At 38.1% G+C, this 19788-nt stretch carries 18 protein-coding genes and 2 other annotated features; of the genes, 14 read left to right on the top strand and 4 right to left on the bottom strand.

The features are described from left to right. Positions 1 to 125 precede the first annotated feature (125 nt). Both IGJ46_RS01505 and IGJ46_RS01510 read left to right on the top strand, forming a co-directional pair. The gene (locus tag IGJ46_RS01505; RefSeq protein ID WP_002372402.1) at positions 126 to 1484 is read left to right on the top strand and encodes a PcsB-like coiled-coil domain-containing protein; all 1359 of its coding nucleotides are present in this window, start codon (positions 126 to 128) and stop codon (positions 1482 to 1484) included. A 117-nt stretch (positions 1485 to 1601) separates the two neighbouring features. After that, positions 1602 to 1831 (top strand) — a binding site (T-box leader). Positions 1832 to 1891: 60 nt separating this feature from the next. Further along, positions 1892 to 3019, top strand: a complete 1128-nt coding sequence (locus tag IGJ46_RS01510; RefSeq protein WP_218391390.1) for a 5-methyltetrahydropteroyltriglutamate--homocysteine S-methyltransferase — start codon at positions 1892 to 1894, stop codon at positions 3017 to 3019. 51 nt (positions 3020 to 3070) lie between these two features. Here IGJ46_RS01510 and IGJ46_RS01515 read toward each other — a convergent pair whose 3' ends face one another. Beyond that, the gene (locus IGJ46_RS01515; RefSeq protein WP_002355262.1) at positions 3071 to 4255 is read right to left on the bottom strand and encodes an AI-2E family transporter; all 1185 of its coding nucleotides are present in this window, start codon (positions 4253 to 4255) and stop codon (positions 3071 to 3073) included. Between the two features lie 15 nt (positions 4256 to 4270). Further along, positions 4271 to 4786 carry an HdeD family acid-resistance protein gene (locus tag IGJ46_RS01520; RefSeq protein WP_002381189.1) on the bottom strand — a complete coding sequence of 172 codons (516 nt, stop codon included), beginning with the start codon at positions 4784 to 4786 and terminating at the stop codon, positions 4271 to 4273. A gap of 192 nt (positions 4787 to 4978) precedes the next feature. Here IGJ46_RS01520 and IGJ46_RS01525 point away from each other — a divergent pair, with 192 nt between their 5' ends. From IGJ46_RS01525 to IGJ46_RS01550, 6 genes are all read left to right on the top strand, one after another. Further along, a complete protein-coding gene (locus tag IGJ46_RS01525; RefSeq protein ID WP_002355265.1) occupies positions 4979 to 5665 on the top strand; it encodes a DUF969 domain-containing protein in 687 nt (228 codons plus the stop codon). After that, positions 5662 to 6606 (top strand): DUF979 domain-containing protein, encoded by a 945-nt coding sequence (locus IGJ46_RS01530; RefSeq protein WP_002355267.1) that lies wholly within the window; start codon positions 5662 to 5664, stop codon positions 6604 to 6606. Before IGJ46_RS01525 ends, IGJ46_RS01530 begins: the two co-directional genes overlap by 4 nt. A 15-nt stretch (positions 6607 to 6621) precedes the next feature. Further along, on the top strand, positions 6622 to 7263 hold the full coding sequence (gene pcp, locus IGJ46_RS01535; protein ID WP_002355269.1) for a pyroglutamyl-peptidase I: 642 nt from the start codon (positions 6622 to 6624) through the stop codon (positions 7261 to 7263). A 282-nt stretch (positions 7264 to 7545) separates the two neighbouring features. Beyond that, positions 7546 to 7721: a binding site (T-box leader), on the top strand. Between the two features lie 89 nt (positions 7722 to 7810). Next, positions 7811 to 9256, top strand: coding sequence for a Na+/H+ antiporter NhaC (gene nhaC, locus IGJ46_RS01540; RefSeq protein ID WP_002383673.1), 1446 nt, complete (start codon positions 7811 to 7813; stop codon positions 9254 to 9256). 151 nt (positions 9257 to 9407) lie between these two features. Further along, positions 9408 to 9842 carry a MarR family winged helix-turn-helix transcriptional regulator gene (locus IGJ46_RS01545; RefSeq protein WP_002362972.1) on the top strand — a complete coding sequence of 145 codons (435 nt, stop codon included), beginning with the start codon at positions 9408 to 9410 and terminating at the stop codon, positions 9840 to 9842. A 4-nt stretch (positions 9843 to 9846) separates the two neighbouring features. Then, positions 9847 to 10482 carry a nitroreductase family protein gene (locus tag IGJ46_RS01550; RefSeq protein ID WP_002358386.1) on the top strand — a complete coding sequence of 212 codons (636 nt, stop codon included), beginning with the start codon at positions 9847 to 9849 and terminating at the stop codon, positions 10480 to 10482. 42 nt (positions 10483 to 10524) lie between these two features. On the opposite strand, the gene IGJ46_RS01555 is transcribed toward IGJ46_RS01550, so the two are convergent. Beyond that, positions 10525 to 11358: a Cof-type HAD-IIB family hydrolase gene (locus IGJ46_RS01555; RefSeq protein WP_137274061.1), complete on the bottom strand. Its 834-nt coding sequence runs from the start codon at positions 11356 to 11358 to the stop codon at positions 10525 to 10527. 183 nt (positions 11359 to 11541) lie between these two features. Here IGJ46_RS01555 and IGJ46_RS01560 point away from each other — a divergent pair, with 183 nt between their 5' ends. From IGJ46_RS01560 to IGJ46_RS01570, 3 genes are read left to right on the top strand one after another with little or no spacing between them, the layout of a single operon-like run. Next, a complete protein-coding gene (locus tag IGJ46_RS01560) occupies positions 11542 to 13290 on the top strand; it encodes a PTS transporter subunit EIIC (RefSeq protein ID WP_218391392.1) in 1749 nt (582 codons plus the stop codon). Then, on the top strand, positions 13281 to 15314 hold the full coding sequence (locus IGJ46_RS01565) for a BglG family transcription antiterminator (RefSeq protein WP_002355275.1): 2034 nt from the start codon (positions 13281 to 13283) through the stop codon (positions 15312 to 15314). The genes IGJ46_RS01560 and IGJ46_RS01565 overlap by 10 nt, the downstream gene beginning before the upstream one ends. 10 nt (positions 15315 to 15324) lie before the next feature. After that, positions 15325 to 15759, top strand: coding sequence for a PTS sugar transporter subunit IIA (locus tag IGJ46_RS01570; RefSeq protein ID WP_002358391.1), 435 nt, complete (start codon positions 15325 to 15327; stop codon positions 15757 to 15759). 255 nt (positions 15760 to 16014) lie between these two features. Here IGJ46_RS01570 and IGJ46_RS01575 read toward each other — a convergent pair whose 3' ends face one another. Beyond that, entirely contained in the window at positions 16015 to 16110 is a 96-nt protein-coding gene (locus tag IGJ46_RS01575) for a type I toxin-antitoxin system Fst family toxin (RefSeq protein WP_122975133.1), read from the bottom strand. A gap of 245 nt (positions 16111 to 16355) precedes the next feature. Here IGJ46_RS01575 and IGJ46_RS01580 point away from each other — a divergent pair, with 245 nt between their 5' ends. Genes IGJ46_RS01580 through IGJ46_RS01590 form a run of 3 tightly spaced genes read left to right on the top strand, consistent with a single transcriptional unit; the run spans position 16356 to position 19749 of the window. Continuing rightward, a complete protein-coding gene (locus tag IGJ46_RS01580; RefSeq protein WP_002405272.1) occupies positions 16356 to 18128 on the top strand; it encodes a PTS mannitol-specific transporter subunit IIBC in 1773 nt (590 codons plus the stop codon). A 14-nt stretch (positions 18129 to 18142) separates the two neighbouring features. Beyond that, entirely contained in the window at positions 18143 to 18580 is a 438-nt protein-coding gene (locus IGJ46_RS01585; protein WP_002355279.1) for a PTS sugar transporter subunit IIA, read from the top strand. 14 nt (positions 18581 to 18594) lie between these two features. Next, positions 18595 to 19749 carry a mannitol-1-phosphate 5-dehydrogenase gene (locus IGJ46_RS01590; protein ID WP_002355280.1) on the top strand — a complete coding sequence of 385 codons (1155 nt, stop codon included), beginning with the start codon at positions 18595 to 18597 and terminating at the stop codon, positions 19747 to 19749. Positions 19750 to 19788: the final 39 nt, after the last annotated feature.

A 19788-nucleotide genomic window follows, 5' to 3' on the forward strand; every position in this document is an offset into this window, starting at 1 on the left:
TCTGAAATGTTTTTGTAACATTTCTATTGCTTAATTGAAATATGGGTGTGGTAGAATGTTTTTGTCGTAAGAAAAGATTAAGATATTTTAAATAAACTTTAGAAATTAATTCGGAGGAATGACAAGTGAAGAAACGTCTATTTGCATCAGTATTACTATGTTCATTAACGCTATCAGCAATTGCTACCCCAAGCATCGCTTTGGCGGACAATGTTGATAAAAAAATTGAAGAAAAAAATCAAGAAATTTCATCATTAAAAGCAAAACAAGGGGATTTAGCTTCACAAGTATCTTCTTTAGAAGCAGAAGTATCTTCAGTATTTGATGAAAGCATGGCTTTACGTGAACAAAAGCAAACACTAAAAGCAAAATCAGAACAATTACAACAAGAAATTACAAACTTGAATCAACGTATTGAAAAACGTAACGAAGCAATCAAAAATCAAGCACGTGATGTTCAAGTTAATGGACAAAGCACAACAATGCTAGATGCAGTTTTAGATGCGGACTCAGTTGCAGATGCAATCAGCCGTGTTCAAGCTGTTTCAACAATCGTAAGTGCCAACAACGACTTAATGCAACAACAAAAAGAAGACAAACAAGCTGTTGTTGATAAAAAAGCTGAAAACGAGAAAAAAGTGAAACAACTTGAAGCAACAGAAGCTGAATTAGAAACAAAACGTCAAGATTTACTTTCTAAACAATCTGAATTAAATGTAATGAAAGCTTCATTAGCATTAGAACAATCATCAGCTGAAAGTTCTAAAGCTGGCTTAGAAAAACAAAAAGCAGCTGCTGAAGCAGAGCAAGCACGCTTAGCTGCTGAACAAAAAGCTGCAGCTGAAAAAGCTAAACAAGCTGCTGCAAAACCAGTTCAAGCTAAAGCTGAAGTAAAAGCAGAAGCACCAGTTGCCTCTTCTTCAACAACGGAAGCGCAAGCGCCAGCAAGCTCAAGCTCAGCAACTGAATCAAGCACGCAACAAACAACTGAAACAACTACACCAAGTACAGATAATAGTGCAACAGAAAATACTGGCTCTTCTTCAGAACAATCAACAACACCAAGTGGTAGTGAAAGTAATGGTGAGGGAACAGTTACACCACCAACACCAGAACCAGATAAAAAAGATCCAATTCCAACACCACCACCAGCTACAGGTGATGTGACGCTTGATGCATTGAACGTTCTACGTCAATCATTAGGTTTACGTCCAGTAGTATGGGATGCAGGTTTAGCAGCTTCTGCAACTGCTCGTGCAGCACAAGTTGAAGCAGGTGGTATTCCAAATGATCACTGGTCTCGTGGAGATGAAGTTATCGCAATTATGTGGGCGCCAGGTAACTCAGTAATCATGGCGTGGTACAATGAAACAAACATGGTAACAGCTTCAGGAAGCGGTCACCGTGATTGGGAAATTAACCCAGGTATTACGCGTGTCGGTTTTGGTTACTCAGGTAGCACAATCGTAGGACACTCAGCCTAATCAGCAATGATAAAAATAGACGTAAGCAGCTTCTGAAAAGAAGCTGCTTTTTTCATTACTATTTCATCCATCTCCGTTGACAAATTTGCTAAACGTGGTATTCTAATTATAATCTAATAATTTCCGTTGAATAGGAAAGTAAATACAAGACAGCTGGTAGAGAGACTTTGGTTGGTGAAAAAAGTTAGATGTCTGTATCGAAAAATGGCCTAGGAGGAATTTTTGTCGAAACGTAGGCAAAAACGTAATGTCTTTCGTTAACAAGACCGCTGATTATGATTGTCAGTTGAAGGGAAAGAGTCATCTTTCCGAAAAAAGGTGGTACCGCGATAATAATCGCCCTTTTACTAGTTACGGCTAGTAAAAGGGCGTTTTTTTATAAATAAAAATAGGAAAGAGTGAGGCAAATGAGTAGTCAGATTCCTTTTACAGTTGATCATGTGGGAAGTTTTTTACGTCCGGAAACAATTAAGAAAGCACGGAAAAAGGTCCAAGCAGGTGCGTTATCTCAAGCAGAGCTACGTCTTATTGAAGATGAGGAAATCAAAGCATTAGTAGCAAAACAAAAAGCTGGCGGTTTACGGGGAATCACAGATGGTGAATTTCGTCGCGGTTTTTGGCATATTGATTTCTTAGAAGGATTAAATGGTGTGACAGGCTATATCCCAGAAACGGGGTATAACCAAACCTTTCATGGAAAAGCAGCTCCGGCCTATAATATCCGCGTAGTGGATAAAATATCTTTTCCTGCGCAACATCCATTTTTAGAGGACTTTTCATTTTTAAAAGAGGTGGTGGAAGTTGGTGATGGCACGGTAGCCAAAGCAACGATCCCTAGTCCGACCATGATTTTACGTCAAGAAATTTTATCTAACGATGGCACCTCGCACATTCAAACAATTTATCCAGAGATTGGTGCTTTTTATAAGGATTTAGCACAAACATATAAAGATGCAATTGCGGCCTTTTACGAGAGAGGTTGCCGTTATTTGCAATTTGATGATACAAATTGGGCGTTTCTAGCGGATCAGACAAAACAAGAAGAATTACGAGCAAAAGGAATACAGCCAGAAGAAATTGCACAAGTGTGTACCACGATTATTAATGAAGCCTTAGCTGGTAAGCCAGAAGATTTAACTGTAACCACGCACATTTGCCGTGGGAACCATGCTTCGTCTTGGTTATTTTCAGGTGGTTATGAACCGATAGCAAAAGAATTATTTGCTACGAATTATGATGGTTTTTTCTTGGAATATGACTCAGATCGTGCAGGGGACTTTTCACCATTAAGACATTGGCAAAATAATGGCAGCAAAGTCGTTTTAGGTTTAGTTACTTCTAAGTTTCCTGGATTAGAAGAGACTGAACAAGTGAAAGCACGAATTGAAGAAGCCCAACAGTTTGTTCCTTTAGAAAACTTAAGTATTAGTCCGCAATGCGGTTTTGCTTCAACGGAAGAAGGAAATCGTTTGACGGAGAAAGAACAATGGCGCAAAGTTCAATTACTTCAAGAAATTGCTAGAGAAGTATGGTAAAAAAACTGGGACATAAGTCTAAACGGCTTATGTCCCAGTTTTTTCATTGTATTATTTTAAATATTGATCTTTAGTAAAATTCGTGTGTTCATACTCGCCGTTGTCACCATAAAAGCGGTTATAGCGTTGTTTGAATTTGCGGAATAAATAAATGACTGTCACTTTAACTAGGCAATACATTGGAATCCCGAAGATAACGCCCATTAAACCAAACAGTTCACCCATAACTAACAAGACAAGTAAAATAGTAATCGGATGGACTTTTAATTTATCGCCCATCACACGAGGAATAACAAAATCACCATGAATCAATTGGATGGCAAACCAGACGATAACGAATTTTACTACCATAAATGTGGAATCCTGAAAGGCAATAATCAATCCTGGAATAAAGGCAATAAATGGCCCGATATAAGGAATAATACATAAAATACCCGCAGCTAAAGCTAAAATGCTACCAAATTGTAAACCAATTAATAGAAAAGCTGGCCAATACATAATCCCTAAAACCAACGAAGCAATGACTTGACCTTTTAGATAATCGCCAATTTGAATGTTGGCAATTTGGCTATATTCATCAAAATCAGGACGAAAAGCTGGGGGAATGATGCCTTTTACAAAGCGATAAAACTTTTCTTTGTCTTTTAAAAGGAAAAAGGCGATGATAGGTCCTGTAAACAAGGTTAGGAAAGTAGAAGAGACTGCAGAAAAGACGCTTCCCAGACCTTGTGCGCCTGTTTGTAGGTAATCCCCTGCAAAGTCTTTAAAGGAGTTTGCAAGTTTGCCCCAGAGCTGATTAATCGACTCATTAGCAGATTCTAAATCTTTTGCAAAAGGTGTTTTAGCCATAAATTCTTGTACTGTTTGGAGCGTGCTTTTCCAAAAACTTGGGAATTGTTTGATTAATTCTTCCGTTTGGTCTTGGATAATTGGGAAAAGTTGCAGTCCAGCTAACACTAGTAATGCAATAATTAAGACATAGAGAATCGCAATCGCCCAAACACGGGGAATTTTTTTCTCAAGGCGTTTCACCATTGGATTAAGCAAATAAAATAGAATAATACCAAAAAGTACCGGGCCTAAGACGGCACTAAAAATAACAAAAATTGGTTTAAAGATAAATGAAACAGTGTTGAATAAAAAGATAGTTACAGCAATTAGACAAAGGATAGTTAATGTGTAAAGTAAATTTTTCCCACCTAAAAAGCGGATCCACTTGGTACTTTCTTTATCCATAAGTTGCTCCTTTCGTTAAGCTTTATTTCTAAAATGACCAATAATTTCAATGACACCCATGAAAATCAGGATAAATCCAAAGACTTGCATCAAAACTAAGAGACTTTTGAAGGGGTTGAAAACTAAAACAGCTCCAGCGATTAAAACCAGAATACTGTAGATAAGCGCGCCTGTTTGACGAGTATTTAAAGCAAAAGTCAATTGAACGAGGCCGTTTATAACGATACTAATCCCTAATAAAAACGGCAGAATCGAAACAATCACCGGTGCAAAAAATAAAAAGGCTACTGCTAAGACGACAAAGATTAAACCTGTTACGAAACCAAGCCCCCAGCTACCCGTTTGTTTTTTTATTTTGTAGTCATCATAAATATTAATTAACCCTAAAAGCATCAAATAACCAGCAATTAAATAACCGACGAACTGGAAGAAAGCACCGGGATTAAAGACAATGGCACTTCCGATAACGATAAAGACGGCGTCGCGCAATAGGGTATGGCGCCGAAAATTTTCTCTAAAAGTTTGGAACATAAAAATCCTCCTCAATGTTATTGTTTCTTTTATTCTAGCGGAAAAAAGAAAAAAGTGCGAGTGGTAGCTCTAAAAAGTGTTGGAAACTGTATCTTTAGAAAAAATAACATTAAAAATTAAAAAAGTCTTACAAATGAGCGAAAATTGGCATATAATGGAAAGTGAAATTTTATTTTAAGAAGGAGAGATTTGATGGATTTATTACCTTTATTAGGCGTATTGATCGTCATTGTCGGCTTCGCATTGAAATTTGATGCTATCTTGATTGTGATGGTTGCTTTAATAGTGACGGCTTTTACTGGCGGGCTTGGTTTGACATCAATGCTAGAAACACTAGGAACAACCTTTGTGAATAATCGAGGCATGGCTATCTTTATTATTATTATGTTAGCAACAGGAACGTTAGAAAGAAATGGCTTGAAAGAGTCAGCGGCTACGTTGATTAAACGATTCAAAAAGGTATCTGCTGGTGTGATTATTGACATTTATGGTGTCTTTCGGATTATCTTCGCCGCTTTTAACGTAAGTTTCGGTGGGGTAGCAGGTTTTGTGCGTCCGATTATTTTGCCAATGGCGTTAGGAACAATTGAATCAAAAAATTTACCAATGGTGCCAGAGTATGAAGAAGAACTAAAAGGGATGGCTTCAGCCATGGAAAATATCTGTTGGTTCTTTGGTCAAGTTTTGTTTGTTGGTGGGGCTGGGGCATTGCTTGTTCAATCAACATTGAAAGATTTAGGCTATGAAGTGACATTAGGTAAACTGGCTTTAGTGGAAGTACCAGTCGCCTTAGTTGCCTTAATTTCGGCAAGTATTTACTTTACTTTAAAAGAAAAAAGATTACGTAAAAAATATTATGGACAGGAGGGACTGAAATGAGTTTTTTCACAGATCCAAGTATTGATTTGAGTGCAAAGTTATTGGAAGTCCTTTATATTTTTATGGGGATTATCTTGTTATATACAAGTTTTCGTAGTTTTCGTGATAAAACCAATCAACATGCGTATGGGACTAGTTTATTCTGGGGGATTTTAGGGATCTTAATCGGTTTTGGTCGGTTTATCCCACCAGTTGCCTGTGGCGTACTTATTTTTGTGATGACAATTCCGGCAATTCTTCAAAAAGTGACAAAAGGAGAAAGTCGCTTACCTTCGAAAGAATACATGGAAAAAATGTCTCAAAAATTAGGAATGAAGATTTTTATTCCCGCACTAAGTATCGGGGTTTTCGCAATTCTTTTTGCCACATTGACTACTTTAGGAGCTTTAGTCGGTGTCGGTGTTGGTGTCTTTGTAGCGATTTTCATCATGATGTTCTTTTCTAAAAATAATACGCCGAAAGTATTTTTTGATGATGCGGCGGAAATGTTAGAAACAGTCGGTCCTCTTAGTACGTTGCCAATGCTATTAGCTTGTTTAGGTGCTGTTTTTACTAGCGCTGGTGTTGGTGAGATTATTTCAAAAGGAGTTAGTGCCGTAGTACCAGCAGGAAATGTCAATGTAGGGATTATTATTTATGCTGTGGGAATGGTTATTTTTACGGCTATCATGGGCAATGCCTTTGCAGCAATAACCGTGATGACAGTCGGAATTGGTGTGCCGTTTGTCTTTTCTTTAGGTGCAGATCCCGCATTAGTTGGGATGGTTGCCTTAACATGTGGTTTTTGTGGTACACTGTTAACACCGATGGCTGCGAACTTTAATATCGTACCTGTAGCCATGTTGGAAATGAAAGATAAGTACGGCGTCATTAAAAATCAATTGCCGATTGCACTTTTCATGTTAATTTTCCAAATTGTTTATATGATTCTATTCAAATAAGAAAGGATGATCGAAATGAAAGTTGTCGTTACTGGCTTTGATCCATTTGGAGGAGAAGCAATCAATCCTGCCTTTGAAGCAGTCAAAAAATTACCTGCTGAAATTGCAGGAGCTGAAATTATTAAAGTTGAGGTGCCAACTGTTTTTGGCACTAGTGGTGAAAAAGTGGCTGAAGCAATTGAAACCCATCAACCAGATATGGTGATTTGTGTTGGACAAGCAGGCGGCCGTCAAACAGTCACTGTTGAAAAAGTGGCGATTAATTTAGCGGAAGCGCGTATCCCGGATAATGCAGGACAACAACCAAGCGATGTGCCGCTGGTTGAAGATGGAGCAACAGCCTATTTTACAAATTTACCGATTAAAGCGATGGTAAAAAATTGTCATGACCATCAATTACCTGCAGCGATTTCTTATACAGCAGGAACCTTTGTATGTAATGATATTATGTATCACTTACTACACTTAATTAACACTAAATATCCAACTATTCGTGGCGGATTTATTCATGTTCCGTTCCTACCAGAACAAACAATTGATAAACCAACGTTTGCTTCTATGTCATTAGAAGCAATCACAGATTCTTTGTTCTATATGATTGAAGCAGCAGTAAAAACGCAAGAAGATATTCAACTACAAGGTGGCACAACCCATTAATTAACAGGAGCGTGGAACAAAAATCACTTTGGATTTTTGTTCCACGCTCAAAAACTGATAAACGGCGGGAATAGAAGCAACTCCTTCGGAAATAAGCCGAAATTCTCCAAAAATTAAAGAACAATTTTCGGAAATTCCTTCTTATTTCTCGGAGTTAAACGCTGCTGTCCCGACCTCTTTCTATTTTTACAAAAAGAAAAAGTAATTTTTGTTGGCGTGTGAAAAAAATTTTTTATACTATTTTCGTTGACAAGTCGGTTTCTTCTTGGTATATTGAGATTCATAAATTATTAGCCCAGTAGGAAATAGATGTTTTGTTCAGAAAGTCGATGGTTGCTGCGAATCGATCAAGTCTATTTGTGAATTACACTAATAAGTAGTAACAATTACATAATACATAAGCGAGAAGCAAGTAAGCTTCTAATTAAGGTGGTACCGCGGAGAGATTCGTCCTTATTCTTTAAGGATGAATCTCTCTTTTTATGTAGCTTTAGGAGGCGTTTTCAATGAGTTGTGGAGGGGTTATTCGTTATCATAAGATCCTTTAATGTCAGAGTATTCAGAAAAAAGATTAGAGGAGAGTAACGAAATGAAAGAAAAACAGAAAAAGAAGACCGTGAGTGTTCGAGAAGCAAGTATCGTATTATTAATTATTGTGGCAGCTATTGCAACAGGAGTAATTGGCTTAAAGATATCGCCAAATATTACTATTTTGTTTGTGATTGCATTGATTTTAGGCTACGCAATGTTTCGTAAAGTACCATTTGATCAAATGCATAAAGGGATTGTTGATGGCTTGAAGCCAGGAATTATTCCAATTTTTATTTTCATTTTAGTGGGGGCATTGATTGCCGTTTGGATTCAAGCAGGAATTATTCCAACGATTATGGTTTTTGGTTTTAAAATGATTAGTGTTAAATGGTTTGTGCCGTCAGTTTTTATTGTCTGTGCGATTGTCGGCAGTGCAGTAGGTAGTGCTTTTACAGTGATGTCAACAATTGGAATTGCCTTTTTCGGTATTGGCAGTACCTTAGGGTTAAATCCTGCTTTAGTTGTGGGGGCGATTGTTTCTGGTTCAGTTTTTGGTGATAAAATGTCACCTTTATCAGAATCAACAAACTTAGCCGCAGCGATTGTTGAAGCGGATTTGTTTAAACATATAAAAAACTTGATGTGGTCGACTGTACCAGCATTTATCGTCTCTTTAATCTTGTTTATGATTTTAGGACAAACGTACGCGAATACTAGTCTGACAGAAGTAGTTCAAGTTATTCAAGTATTGGAAGACCACTTTACCATTTCAATTTGGTCATTGTTACCATTAGCCTTAATGTTAATCTGTGCCTGGCGCAAAATTCCAGCGATTATCACGATTTTGTTGAACATTATTGTGGCAGTAATTATGATTATTATTCAAAATCCGAAAGTATCGTTGCAGGCATTAGGAAACACGTTGGAAAATGGGTTTGTTTCTCAAACGGGGAACGCACAAATTGATCAATTATTAAGTCGTGGCGGGATTATGAGTATGATGCCGACTGTGGCACTTATTATTCTAACGTTGTCTCTAGGTGGCTTATTAATGGAATTAGGATTGATTTCTGCGGTCATGGAAGTTGTTTCGCAGAAAATGAGCAGTACACCGAAATTGATTTTATCAACGTTATTAACAGGAATTGGCGTAAATATTTTTATTGGTGAACAATTCCTATCGGTTATTTTACCAGGGAATGCCTTTAAAGAAGTTTACAAAAAAGAAGGTTTGGATCCGACTGTTTTAGGCAGAACCTTGGAGGATGGTGGGACGGTTATTAACTACCTCATTCCTTGGGGGATTGCAGGTAGCTTCGTAGCGGGGACCTTTGGCGTACCAACGTTGACTTACTTACCATTTGTTTTCTTTAGCTTATTATCGCCTGTCTTCTCAATGGTCAGTGCATTTACTGGTTTAGGAATTAAGCGGTTATCAGCAGAACCTGTTACCGAAAAATAGATTGATTAAAATAGAACAGTTGATGGGGAATACTGTAGTTTCTCCCTGTCAATTGTTCTATTTTTCTTGTAAAAAAGGTTGCATTTTTAGAAAGAAACAGTTATAGTTGACTAGTCAATTGTTGACGAGTCATCTTTTTAAGGAGGAAACTATGTCGTTATCATTACGGGAAGTCAGCCAATTATTATGTCAGTTAAAGGTATTAGATCAAAAAATTACCAAAGTTTTTGAAGAGCAAGTTGGCTTGAGTTTGACTCGTTATGAGTTGCTGATGATTTTAAAAGAACGTCAGCCGTGTCTTCAAACGGAGATTCAAGAACACTTAAAAATCGATAGTGGTGCGGTCACTCGCCATTTGAAAATTTTAGAAGAGAAACAGTATGTGACACGACAGCGAAATCCAGAAAATAATCGGGAAGTGCTAGTGCATTTAACAGAAAAAGCACAACAAGAACTACAGCAATGTACAGCCAAGCAACAAACGGTAACAGAAATTATTCCCAGTACATTTACAAAGGACGACTGTCGCCAATTAAAAGAACTTTTGACAAAACTAGATCAAAGCATTACAACGAAAGAGGTATGATAGAATGACAACATATACAACGAATGATTTTTCAGAGATTGTTTTTGGCCGCAAATCGGTTCGGGTGTACGATGAAACCCATAAAATTTCTCATGAAGAAATGTTAACAATGATTCAAGAAGCGACCACTGCCCCTTCTTCTGTTAACATGCAACCATGGCGTTTTGTCGTAGTGGAAAGTGAAGCAGGCAAAGAAAAATTAAAACCCTTAATTCGCTTTAATACGCGTCAAAATGAAACATCTTCTGCAATGCTCTTAATTTTTGGTGATCTAAACTGCCATGAACGAGGAGAGGAGATTTACAATCAAGCCTATGCTAGTGGTAAAATGCCTAAAGAAGTACGGGACCAACAATTAGCAGCCATTATTCCCCATTATGAAAGTTTAAGTAGAGAACAAATGAATGACATCGTAAAAATTGATGCGAGTTTAGCAGCTATGCAATTTATGTTAGTGGCCCGAGCTCACGGATATGAAACAAATCCAATCGGTGGTTTTGAAGCGGAAAAATTAGCTGAAACATTTGGTTTAGATCAAGAGCGCTATGTCCCAGTAATGATTTTATCTGTGGGTAAGGGCATGGAAACTGGCTATGAATCTGTTCGTTTAGCACCAGAAAAAATCACGACATTTGAATAGGCAATAAAAAATGACGGCGTACGCTTACATCAACCAACACTCTTAAAGAAAGTTGGCTAATGCAACAGCGATGCCGTCATTGTCGTTGGATAAAGTGACTTCCGTTGCGATGCTTTTAAGCTCGTCAACGGCGTTTTCCATAGCAATCCCCGTGCCGGCCCATTCCAACATTGTATAATCGTTGTGACCATCACCAAAAGCAATTACTTCTTCAGCAGTTATGCCTAACTGTAGGGTTAGTTTTTCTAAAGAACGCGCTTTATCAATATTTTTAGCGGTAAATTCAAAATAGAAAGGAGCGGAAAAAGCAGCGGTGACGGTTTCTTTGAAAGGCGCGTAGATGGCCTCATGATATTTTTGTAAATAGGCGGGTTCACCAGCAATTAAAATTTTGTTCAAGGGAAAGTTTAGTCTGGCGGCTAAATCATGCCACTCATATAATTGAAAGTTGCCACCCCGTGATTCATATTCAATAATATTAAAATCACCAGTCTCTAAATGTAAGGTGTTATGAAAAACATCATTGACATACATAAATGTTTCATCATTAATCATTGGAATTACGTCAAATTGTTTCAAATGTTCTAAAATTTGTTGACTCAATGACTTTGAAATTGTCTGATTAAATAGTTGTTGCTGACTGCCGTGATGGGTGACACAAGCGCCGTTATAGGAAAGTAAGTGTCCATTATAATGAGCCATCTCCAATTCATCTGCTAAGGGCCGCATACCGTTAGTCGGGCGGCCAGAAGCCAAAATCAGTGAGAGGCCTTGTTTTTGTGCAGCTACTAATGCTTGTCGCGTTTTTGGTGAAATCTTTTTTTCTGAAGTTAATAAGGTGCCATCAATATCCATTACAATTGCTTTGATTGCCATAATTGGCCTCCAATCCGAAGAGTTTCTTTCTTTTAGTATAAAAGTTTTTTCTATTAATGTAAACGGATTCTCTTGTGAGGTGTATAAAAGAATTATTTTACAAAAATCTATACTATTTTTTTGTGAAATTTCATATAATAGAAGTATTCTAATTATCTACATAGAGAGCGAGGGACAAGGAATATGAAGGAAAAAGAAATGCATTCGCTCTTTTTTAAACATAAGTTTGTGAAAGTAACTCCCTATTTACGTCGTTTTGGTCATCGTTTGAGTGGGATGATTATGCCAAATTTGAGTATTTTTATTGCGTGGAGCTTATTGTCTTTGGTGGCTGGCTATACGACAGGGAATCTACGGCTAGCTCTTTCTGAAGTCGAAACGATAATGATTCGAGTTGTTTTACCGATTCTAATTGGTTTTACAGGCGGAAAAATGTTCGAGGAACAACGTGGCGGCGTTGTTGCTGCTATTGCGACAGTGGGCGTGATTGTTTCCACAGATGTTCCACAGTTGTTTGGTGCTATGTTTATTGGTCCTTTAGCAGGATATACTTTCGCCAAAATTGAACAAATTCTCTTACCGAAAGTTAAAGAAGGCTATGAGATGCTGACTAAAAACTTTTTAGCAGGAATTGTGGGAGGACTGCTTTGCTGTTTTGGTATTCTGGTTGTAGCTCCGGCTGTTGAAAGTGCTAGTTTTTGGCTGTATCAATTTTCTTCTTGGTTAATTGAAGCCAATCTTTTACCATTGGTTCACGTTTTCTTAGAACCTTTAAAAGTGTTATTTTTTAATAATGCGATTAACCATGGCTTATTAACGCCTCTAGGTTTAGAAGGCGCTAGTCAAACAGGTCAGTCCATTTTATTTCTATTGGAAACAAATCCTGGACCAGGCGTGGGCGTTTTGGTTGCTTTTCTGCTGTTTGGGCCTGTAGGACAACGAAAAACAGCAGGAGGTGCCACCATGATTCAACTGATTGGGGGCATTCATGAAATTTATTTTCCGTTTGTTTTGATGGACCCGCGCTTATTTTTAGCAGTAATTGCTGGAGGAATGAGTGGTACGCTTGTTTTTCAAATATTTAATGTGGGGCTAAGTGCTCCAGCTTCGCCAGGTTCATTGGTTGCGATTTTAGCCAATGCCCCGACTGATGCGAGGCTGGCGGTTTTTAGCGGAATTTTTGTTAGCTTTCTGTGCTCTTTTGCAATAGCAAGCTTGTTATTAAAACGTCAACGAGGAATTGAACCAGTTTCAATGATAAAGATGAAGGAGAAGGAGGAAGACCAAGTGGAAACAGTCACACCTAACTATCAGCAAATTTTATTTGTTTGTGATGCAGGAATGGGCTCAAGTGCCATGGGGGCTAGTTTGCTAAGCCGACAATTAAAAGCTGTGGACTTGGAGATACCTGTGACTTACCAGTCCGTTCATCAGATGAAGTGGCAGCCTAAGACATTAGTGGTCATTCAAGCAGAATTGAAACAGTTAGCACAAAAGTACGTCCCAGAAAAGGATATGGTGAGTGTTCAAAATTTTTTAGAAATTAAATCCTATTACCCGCAAGTTTTAGCCAAACTGACTGCTTCTTCTCAAGAGCAATCTTCACTTGGTTCAGAGTCTACTGAAACGAACTCGACAAAACAAATACAGAAGCTTGTTTTTTTATATGCCGAGAATGTTCGAGGATCGCAAACAATGGGAATGGAATTATTGCGGCAACAAGCGGCGAAACAAGGAGTCGCGATTGAAGTATCTAAAGAGCCACTGGAAACAGTCTTTTTTACCAAGGAGACAACCTACGTAGTGACTCGTGAACTGGCGCAAGCCTATCATTTAGATCTAACGCAACAAAATTTATACGTAGTTACTAGTTTTTTGAATAAGAAAGAGTATCAAGAATGGCTGGAAGGAGGAGCTGATAGATGTTTTTAACGACAAGAGAAACTGTTCTATTAACGGAATTAGTGAATAGTCCTACCCCCGTTTCAGTAAACCGCATGATGAATTTGTTAAAGGTTAGCCGCCGGACGGTATATCGTGAATTAGAAAATTTAGAAACCTCGCTAGCATCGATGGGCGCGACATTGGAAAAAGTAGCTCGTGGGCGCTTTTCGATTCAAGCAGATGAAGCAGCGATGACGGAAATTCAGGCTGCTATTTTAGGAGAAGAGACACAGGAACTTTCTACTTTGGCGCGGCAACATGCGATTTTATTGACATTACTGCAAACAAAAGAGCCAGTCTCTATGCATTATTTTCTGGAAACGTATTGTATTAGTAATACGACTTTTTATGCCGATATTAAACAATTAGAAACACGGATTGCTCGGATTCCGTTGACGATTTCTCGGAATCAAGGCTATGAAGTGACTGGTTCTGAAAAATATCGCCGTCTTCTAATGGCGAATATTCTAAGTATGGAAATTAATGAGTACCAATTTTTTCATTTTACCGAATTAACGACAAACGACCATTTTTTCTTTCAGTTTATTCATGCAGAACATTTAGCATTTGCACAAAAAATTGTTCAGCCAGAAGTAGAAACTTTATTTCCAGCATTAAGTGATCGCAAATTACAACATTTGATTTTAATGTTAACAATTGCGATGGATCGGGTCACTGCAGGTTTTTATTTAGCTGATGAGACCTATACTGGGCAGATGAATAAGGCCTTTCTAAATTGTTCTAAACGACTTTTTTCAAAAGTCGCTGCTGAAACGAAACAACTATACGCTGTCAGTGAGATTGTTTTTTTTGCTAGCTTATTAAGTGATTTTTCTAATTCTTTTGATGAAGATTTTTTTGATGAACATTTTGACACTCAGCTGGCTTATGCAGTGAAACAACTGATTGAAGCAGTAAGTCAAGAAACGGAAGTTAATTTTTTCGAAGATACCAATCTGTATAAAATGTTGTTGACGCATTTATCAGGTGTTTTTTCTCGGGCGGTTTTACAAGAAGAAGATTTAACAAATCCCATTTTAGAACGGATCATGAATCAATATCAAGAAATAGCTGCGGCTTTACGCCAAGCGTTGCCGCAAATTTTTCCGCAAAAGAATTTATCGGAAGAGGAAATTGCCTACATGGTACTTCATTTTGCCAATTCTTTAGAACGGAGTCCCAAAATTATGGAAGTTGATATTGCTGGTTTTTCTCCTAGCGGTTTGGCTTCGACAAGTATGCTGGAAATGCGATTACGGCGCTACTTTCCTTTTATCAACCAGATTCATTTTTTTCGGATTGCGGATTTAGGTAAGGTGAATGTTGAGGAAAACTATGACTTAGTGATTTCCACTTCGTTATTACCAGGATACAATGGTAAATATAAATTGATCTCACCGTTACTTTTAGACGATGAAATCCGCCAATTGAAAGAAGAGTTTAAGCGGATTAGTCACGAAAAACGCTCGCTTAGGAAAGCGCCTGTGAAAAAAATAGGTGGCGAAGAAAGCTACGAAACAGTGGTCGCTTTCATGGAAGAAATTAGTAAACTATTAGAAACATTTTTCATAGCAGATTTAAATAATCAAGCGGATTTAGCAGAAACCGTTCAACAAGCTCTCGCGCAACTTTCCGCAGATTTAATCACCGATAGTGCAATCGTCTGTCAGCAATTGATGAAACGTTACGAGCAAGCGCCTATTGGGATTCCTCAGACGGAAATGGCCTTATTCCATACCTCAAGTACAGCAGTGACACAGCCTGTTTTTTGTATTTTTAATCTGGCCCAGCCACTTATGATTGAAGGGATGGATAAAAAGCCGATGCAGTTACAACGTATGTTACTCATGCTAGCGCCAATGCCGATTGATGAAACAATCGGGAAAATTTTAGGAAAAATCAGTGGTGCGATTATTATGAATGATTTAAATACAGAAATTTTTCATTCAGGAAATGAAGCCATTGTTTATCAGTTGCTTTCGTCATTATTAATTGAAGAAATGAAAGGCTAGGTGTTGAGAGATGTTTGAAATTACAGCGGAGCAAATAATGTTGAATCAATCGTATGCTAGTTGGGAGGAAGCACTTGCAGCTTCTGGTGAATTACTGCTAAAAAATCAGTTGGTCACGCCTGACTATGTCAAAGCAATGTATCAACGTCAACAAAAAGTCAGCGTGTATATCGGTAACTTCGTGGCATTGCCTCATGCGGAAGGACAAGATGAACAAGTTTTAAAAGAAGGGATTTGCTTTATTCAAGTGCCTGATGGGGTCAACTTTGGTACGGAAGCAGATCGAAAAATAGCTACTTTGTTATTTGTCGTTGCTCTAAAAAGTCAACGGCAACTAAGCATGCTTCAAGAATTAGCTTTTTTCTGTTCAGATCTCGAAAACATTCAGCGGCTCAGTGATTGTCGAACAATAGATGAAGCGCAAAAAATTCTGGCTCAAGCCTAAAGTTACGTCTGAAAAAATCAATTCAATTTGAAATGTTCAATAATTATTGAAATAATTTTATATTAAAAAATAAAATATTTTAATTTAAGAGATCAAACAAAAAAGATAAGAAGATTCCTTGACAAAAAATAGGCCCTATGATAAATTTAAGGTAACTTGTGACAAAGTCGTGCATGGATGCACTAAAAAGACACCCTATCAGTAGTAGGGTGTCTTTTTTTGCTGTTTAGACAGCAGCGGCTGGAAGCAACTTGTTTATTCCTCGTTCTGTTTTTCCAACCAAATGGTTACAAGTTTCAGGACAATCCCGACAAAAATCGGCACAAGAATTTTTGTGACAATGTCGTACATGTGATGCACCTCCTTTCGAGGCAAGTCGCCAATTTGAGTATAGCATAAAAAGTTGTTCATTTATTATTGGAATTATTAAAAATGGAACAAGCACGTGTTTTCTGGTTTTCGTAACTAGAGAACACGTGCTTTTTTCTTTCAACTTTTGGCAAAATGGTTTGTGCCAAAGTACGACTTTTTCCAGATTCGGAAAGCGGATACAATTTAGTCAACAAGAAAAGTTACTTGAGAGAAGGGGAATAAAAATGGAACAAGTACCAGAAAAAAATAAAGTATCAATTAAAGCAAAAGTCCAAAGACTTGGCAGTACCTTATCTAGCATGGTGATGCCCAATATCGGGGCGTTGATTGCGTGGGGCGTTTTGACAGCGCTATTTATCCCAGATGGATATCTGCCAAATAAAGCCTTTGCCACGATGGTTGGCCCAATGTTGACCTATTTAATTCCATTATTAATTGGCTACACTGGTGGGAAAGTAATTGCAGGTGATCGCGGTGCCGTAGTTGGCGCAATTGCGACAATGGGCGTGATTGTGGGAACCGATATTCCGATGATGCTAGGTGCCATGATTATGGGTCCACTTGGTGGCTTTACAATTAAGAAATTTGATCAGTATTTCCAACATCGGATTAAAGCTGGTTTTGAAATGTTAGTAAACAATTTTTCAGCTGGATTGATTGGTTTTGCGTTAGCTTTACTTGGTTTTTCAGCGATTGGCCCAATTGTCGATGCGCTGACTGCTGCAATGGCACGTGGTGTGGAAATCATTTTAAATGCTCATTTGATTCCATTAACGAGTATTTTTATTGAACCGGCAAAAGTGCTCTTTTTAAACAATGCGATTAATCATGGCATTTTAACACCCTTAGGGACAGAACAAGTCTTATCGGCTGGCAAATCAATTCTTTTCCTATTAGAAGCAAACCCTGGTCCTGGGTTAGGTGTCTTATTAGCATTTATGTTTTTTGGAAAAGGTGCGGCAAAATCTTCTGCGCCGGGAGCAATAATTATTCATTTCCTTGGTGGTATCCACGAAATTTACTTCCCATATGTAATGATGAAACCGTTATTATTCTTATCGGTTATTGCAGGTGGCGCGACAGGTAGTTTGGTTTTCCAAACGTTAGATGCTGGTTTACGTGCGCCCGCTTCTCCAGGCTCCATTATAGCTATTTTAGCGATGACACCAATGGGTTCTTACTTACCAGTTATTTTAGGTGTTTTGGCAGCAACTGCAGTTTCCTTTGCAGTATCCGCAGTCATTTTAAAAGCAGATGCGAAAGAAGAAAGTGATGAATTTGCCCAAAAAGTGAAAGAAACCCAAGCTGCTAAAGCAGCATCAAAAGGATTAACTGTCACAAATGGTAGTGCTTCATTGTCAGGAATTCAACAAATTATTTTTGCTTGTGATGCTGGGATGGGCTCTAGTGCAATGGGTGCGTCTATCTTACGGAAAAAGGTCCAAGAGGCTGGTTTAGTACAAACTGTGACGAATCGGGCCATTAATAATTTGACCGATGAGGGAAATACATTGATTGTCACACAAGCGGAATTGCAAGAACGGGCCAAACAGAAAGCACCTAATGCAACCTTTGTAGCAGTTGAAAATTTCTTGAACTCACCACGTTATGATGAAATTGTGGCTGAACTATCAGGTACCAAAGAAAAAAACGACGCACAACCAACAGCCTCCAAAGCAACACCTGCTTCTGAAATTGAGGGAGATTTAGCAAATGTCAATGAGATTCTTTTGGTTCACGATGACCGTGTCGGGTCAGCAACGATGGGAATGAAAGTCTTAGAAGAAATTTTAGATAAAGAGAAAATTTCAATGCCGATTCGAAAAATTAATATTAATGAATTAACTCAACAAACACAGGCTTTAATTGTCACAAAAGCTGAACTAACGGAACAAGCCCGTAAAAAAGCACCGAAAGCGACACACTTATCAGTAAAAAGTATGGTTAATCCCCAAAAATATGAAACAGTGGTTTCGCTCTTAAAAGAAAGTGCCTAGAGAGGAAGAAAACAATGGAAAATCTTACGAATATTTCAATTGAATTAAATCAACAGTTTAATACAAAAGAAGAAGCTATTCGCTTTTGCGGCGAAAAACTAGTCGAGGCAGGCTGTGTTGAGCCCGCTTATATCGAAGCAATGATTGAAAGAGACCAATTGCTATCTGTTTATATGGGGAATTTTATTGCCATTCCTCATGGAACAGAAGAAGCCAAAAAATTAGTGAAAAAATCAGGAATCTGTGTAGTGCAAGTCCCAGAGGGCGTTAATTTTGGCACCGAAGAAGATGAAAAAATTGCTACCGTATTATTTGGGATTGCCGGAGTCGGTGAAGAACATTTGCAATTAGTCCAACAAATTGCACTTTATTGTAGTGATATGGATAACGTGGTGCAACTTGCCGATGCATTAAGTAAAGAAGAAATAACAGAAAATTTAGCCATTGCTTAAAGGAGAGAATAAGAATGAACGCAGTACATTTTGGAGCAGGAAATATTGGACGCGGCTTTATTGGCGAAATTTTAGCTAAAAACGGGTTTCATATTACGTTTGTGGATGTTAATGAAACCATCATTCAAGCGTTAAAAGAACGTAAAAGTTATACAATTGAATTGGCCGATGCCTCACATCAACAAATTAACGTTGAAAATGTGACCGGGTTAAATAACATGACAGAACCAGAAAAAGTAGTAGAAGCAATTGCGGAAGCTGATTTAGTCACGACGGCGATTGGTCCCAATATTTTACCAAGAATTGCTGAATTAATTGCCCAAGGAATTGATGCACGTGCTGAAGCAAATTGTCAAAAGCCGCTGGATATTATCGCTTGTGAAAATATGATTGGTGGTTCAACCTTTTTAGCAGAAGAAGTGGCCAAATATTTGAAAAACCCAGCTTATGCTGAACAATGGATTGGTTTTCCTGATGCGGCAGTTGATCGGATTGTTCCATTACAAAAACATGAAGATCCACTTTTTGTTCAAGTTGAGCCTTTTTGTGAATGGGTCATTGATGATACCAACCGAAAAGCCAAAGAGATTCAGTTAGAAGGCGTTCATTACGTTGCGGATTTAGAGCCGTATATTGAACGAAAATTATTTAGTGTAAACACTGGCCATGCTACAGTTGCCTATACAGGGGCGTTGTTAGGCTATCAAACCATTGACGAAGCGATGCAGGACGCCTTAGTGGTAGCGCAACTCAAATCAGTTTTGCAGGAAACCGGTAAACTTTTAGTGGCCAAATGGAATTTTGATGAACAAGAACATGCAGCCTATATTGAAAAAATTATTCAACGTTTCCAAAATAAATATATTTCAGATGCTATTACACGTGTAGCACGGACACCAATCAGAAAATTAGGTGCGCAAGAACGGTTTATTCGACCAATCCGTGAATTACAGGAACGCAATCTAGTGTCGCCGCATTTATTAGCAATGATTGGTATTGTCTTTAATTATCATGATCCAGAAGATGAACAAAGCCGTCAATTACAGGAAATGCTTGACCAAGAAAGCGTTGATACAGTGATCGCTGAAGTAACGGGCATTGAAGATCCAGAAACGGTTAAAAATATTAAACAAAACGTAGAACGCTATGCGCGACCACAAGTAGCATAATAACAAAATCCTTCTACCAAGATACTTCACATTTCTTAA

The organism is Enterococcus sp. AZ120 (genome assembly GCF_050546165.1).
GTDB classification, from domain to species: Bacteria; Bacillota; Bacilli; order Lactobacillales; family Enterococcaceae; genus Enterococcus; species Enterococcus faecalis.

Excerpts from the sequence above, each read along its gene's own strand:
- IGJ46_RS01565 (WP_002355275.1), top strand. The coding sequence starts at position 13,281 with ATGTTTTTAACGACAAGAGAAACTGTTCTATTAACGGAATTAGTGAAT.
- IGJ46_RS01555 (WP_137274061.1), bottom strand. The coding sequence starts at position 11,358 with ATGGCAATCAAAGCAATTGTAATGGATATTGATGGCACCTTATTAACT.
- IGJ46_RS01520 (WP_002381189.1), bottom strand. The coding sequence starts at position 4,786 with ATGTTCCAAACTTTTAGAGAAAATTTTCGGCGCCATACCCTATTGCGC.
- IGJ46_RS01570 (WP_002358391.1), top strand. The coding sequence starts at position 15,325 with ATGTTTGAAATTACAGCGGAGCAAATAATGTTGAATCAATCGTATGCT.
- IGJ46_RS01580 (WP_002405272.1), top strand. The coding sequence starts at position 16,356 with ATGGAACAAGTACCAGAAAAAAATAAAGTATCAATTAAAGCAAAAGTC.
- IGJ46_RS01590 (WP_002355280.1), top strand. The coding sequence starts at position 18,595 with ATGAACGCAGTACATTTTGGAGCAGGAAATATTGGACGCGGCTTTATT.
- IGJ46_RS01525 (WP_002355265.1), top strand. The coding sequence starts at position 4,979 with ATGGATTTATTACCTTTATTAGGCGTATTGATCGTCATTGTCGGCTTC.
- IGJ46_RS01550 (WP_002358386.1), top strand. The coding sequence starts at position 9,847 with ATGACAACATATACAACGAATGATTTTTCAGAGATTGTTTTTGGCCGC.
- IGJ46_RS01510 (WP_218391390.1), top strand. The coding sequence starts at position 1,892 with ATGAGTAGTCAGATTCCTTTTACAGTTGATCATGTGGGAAGTTTTTTA.
- IGJ46_RS01530 (WP_002355267.1), top strand. The coding sequence starts at position 5,662 with ATGAGTTTTTTCACAGATCCAAGTATTGATTTGAGTGCAAAGTTATTG.
- IGJ46_RS01560 (WP_218391392.1), top strand. The coding sequence starts at position 11,542 with ATGAAGGAAAAAGAAATGCATTCGCTCTTTTTTAAACATAAGTTTGTG.
- pcp (WP_002355269.1), top strand. The coding sequence starts at position 6,622 with ATGAAAGTTGTCGTTACTGGCTTTGATCCATTTGGAGGAGAAGCAATC.
- IGJ46_RS01575 (WP_122975133.1), bottom strand. The coding sequence starts at position 16,110 with ATGTACGACATTGTCACAAAAATTCTTGTGCCGATTTTTGTCGGGATT.
- nhaC (WP_002383673.1), top strand. The coding sequence starts at position 7,811 with ATGTCAGAGTATTCAGAAAAAAGATTAGAGGAGAGTAACGAAATGAAA.
- IGJ46_RS01515 (WP_002355262.1), bottom strand. The coding sequence starts at position 4,255 with ATGGATAAAGAAAGTACCAAGTGGATCCGCTTTTTAGGTGGGAAAAAT.
- IGJ46_RS01545 (WP_002362972.1), top strand. The coding sequence starts at position 9,408 with ATGTCGTTATCATTACGGGAAGTCAGCCAATTATTATGTCAGTTAAAG.
- IGJ46_RS01585 (WP_002355279.1), top strand. The coding sequence starts at position 18,143 with ATGGAAAATCTTACGAATATTTCAATTGAATTAAATCAACAGTTTAAT.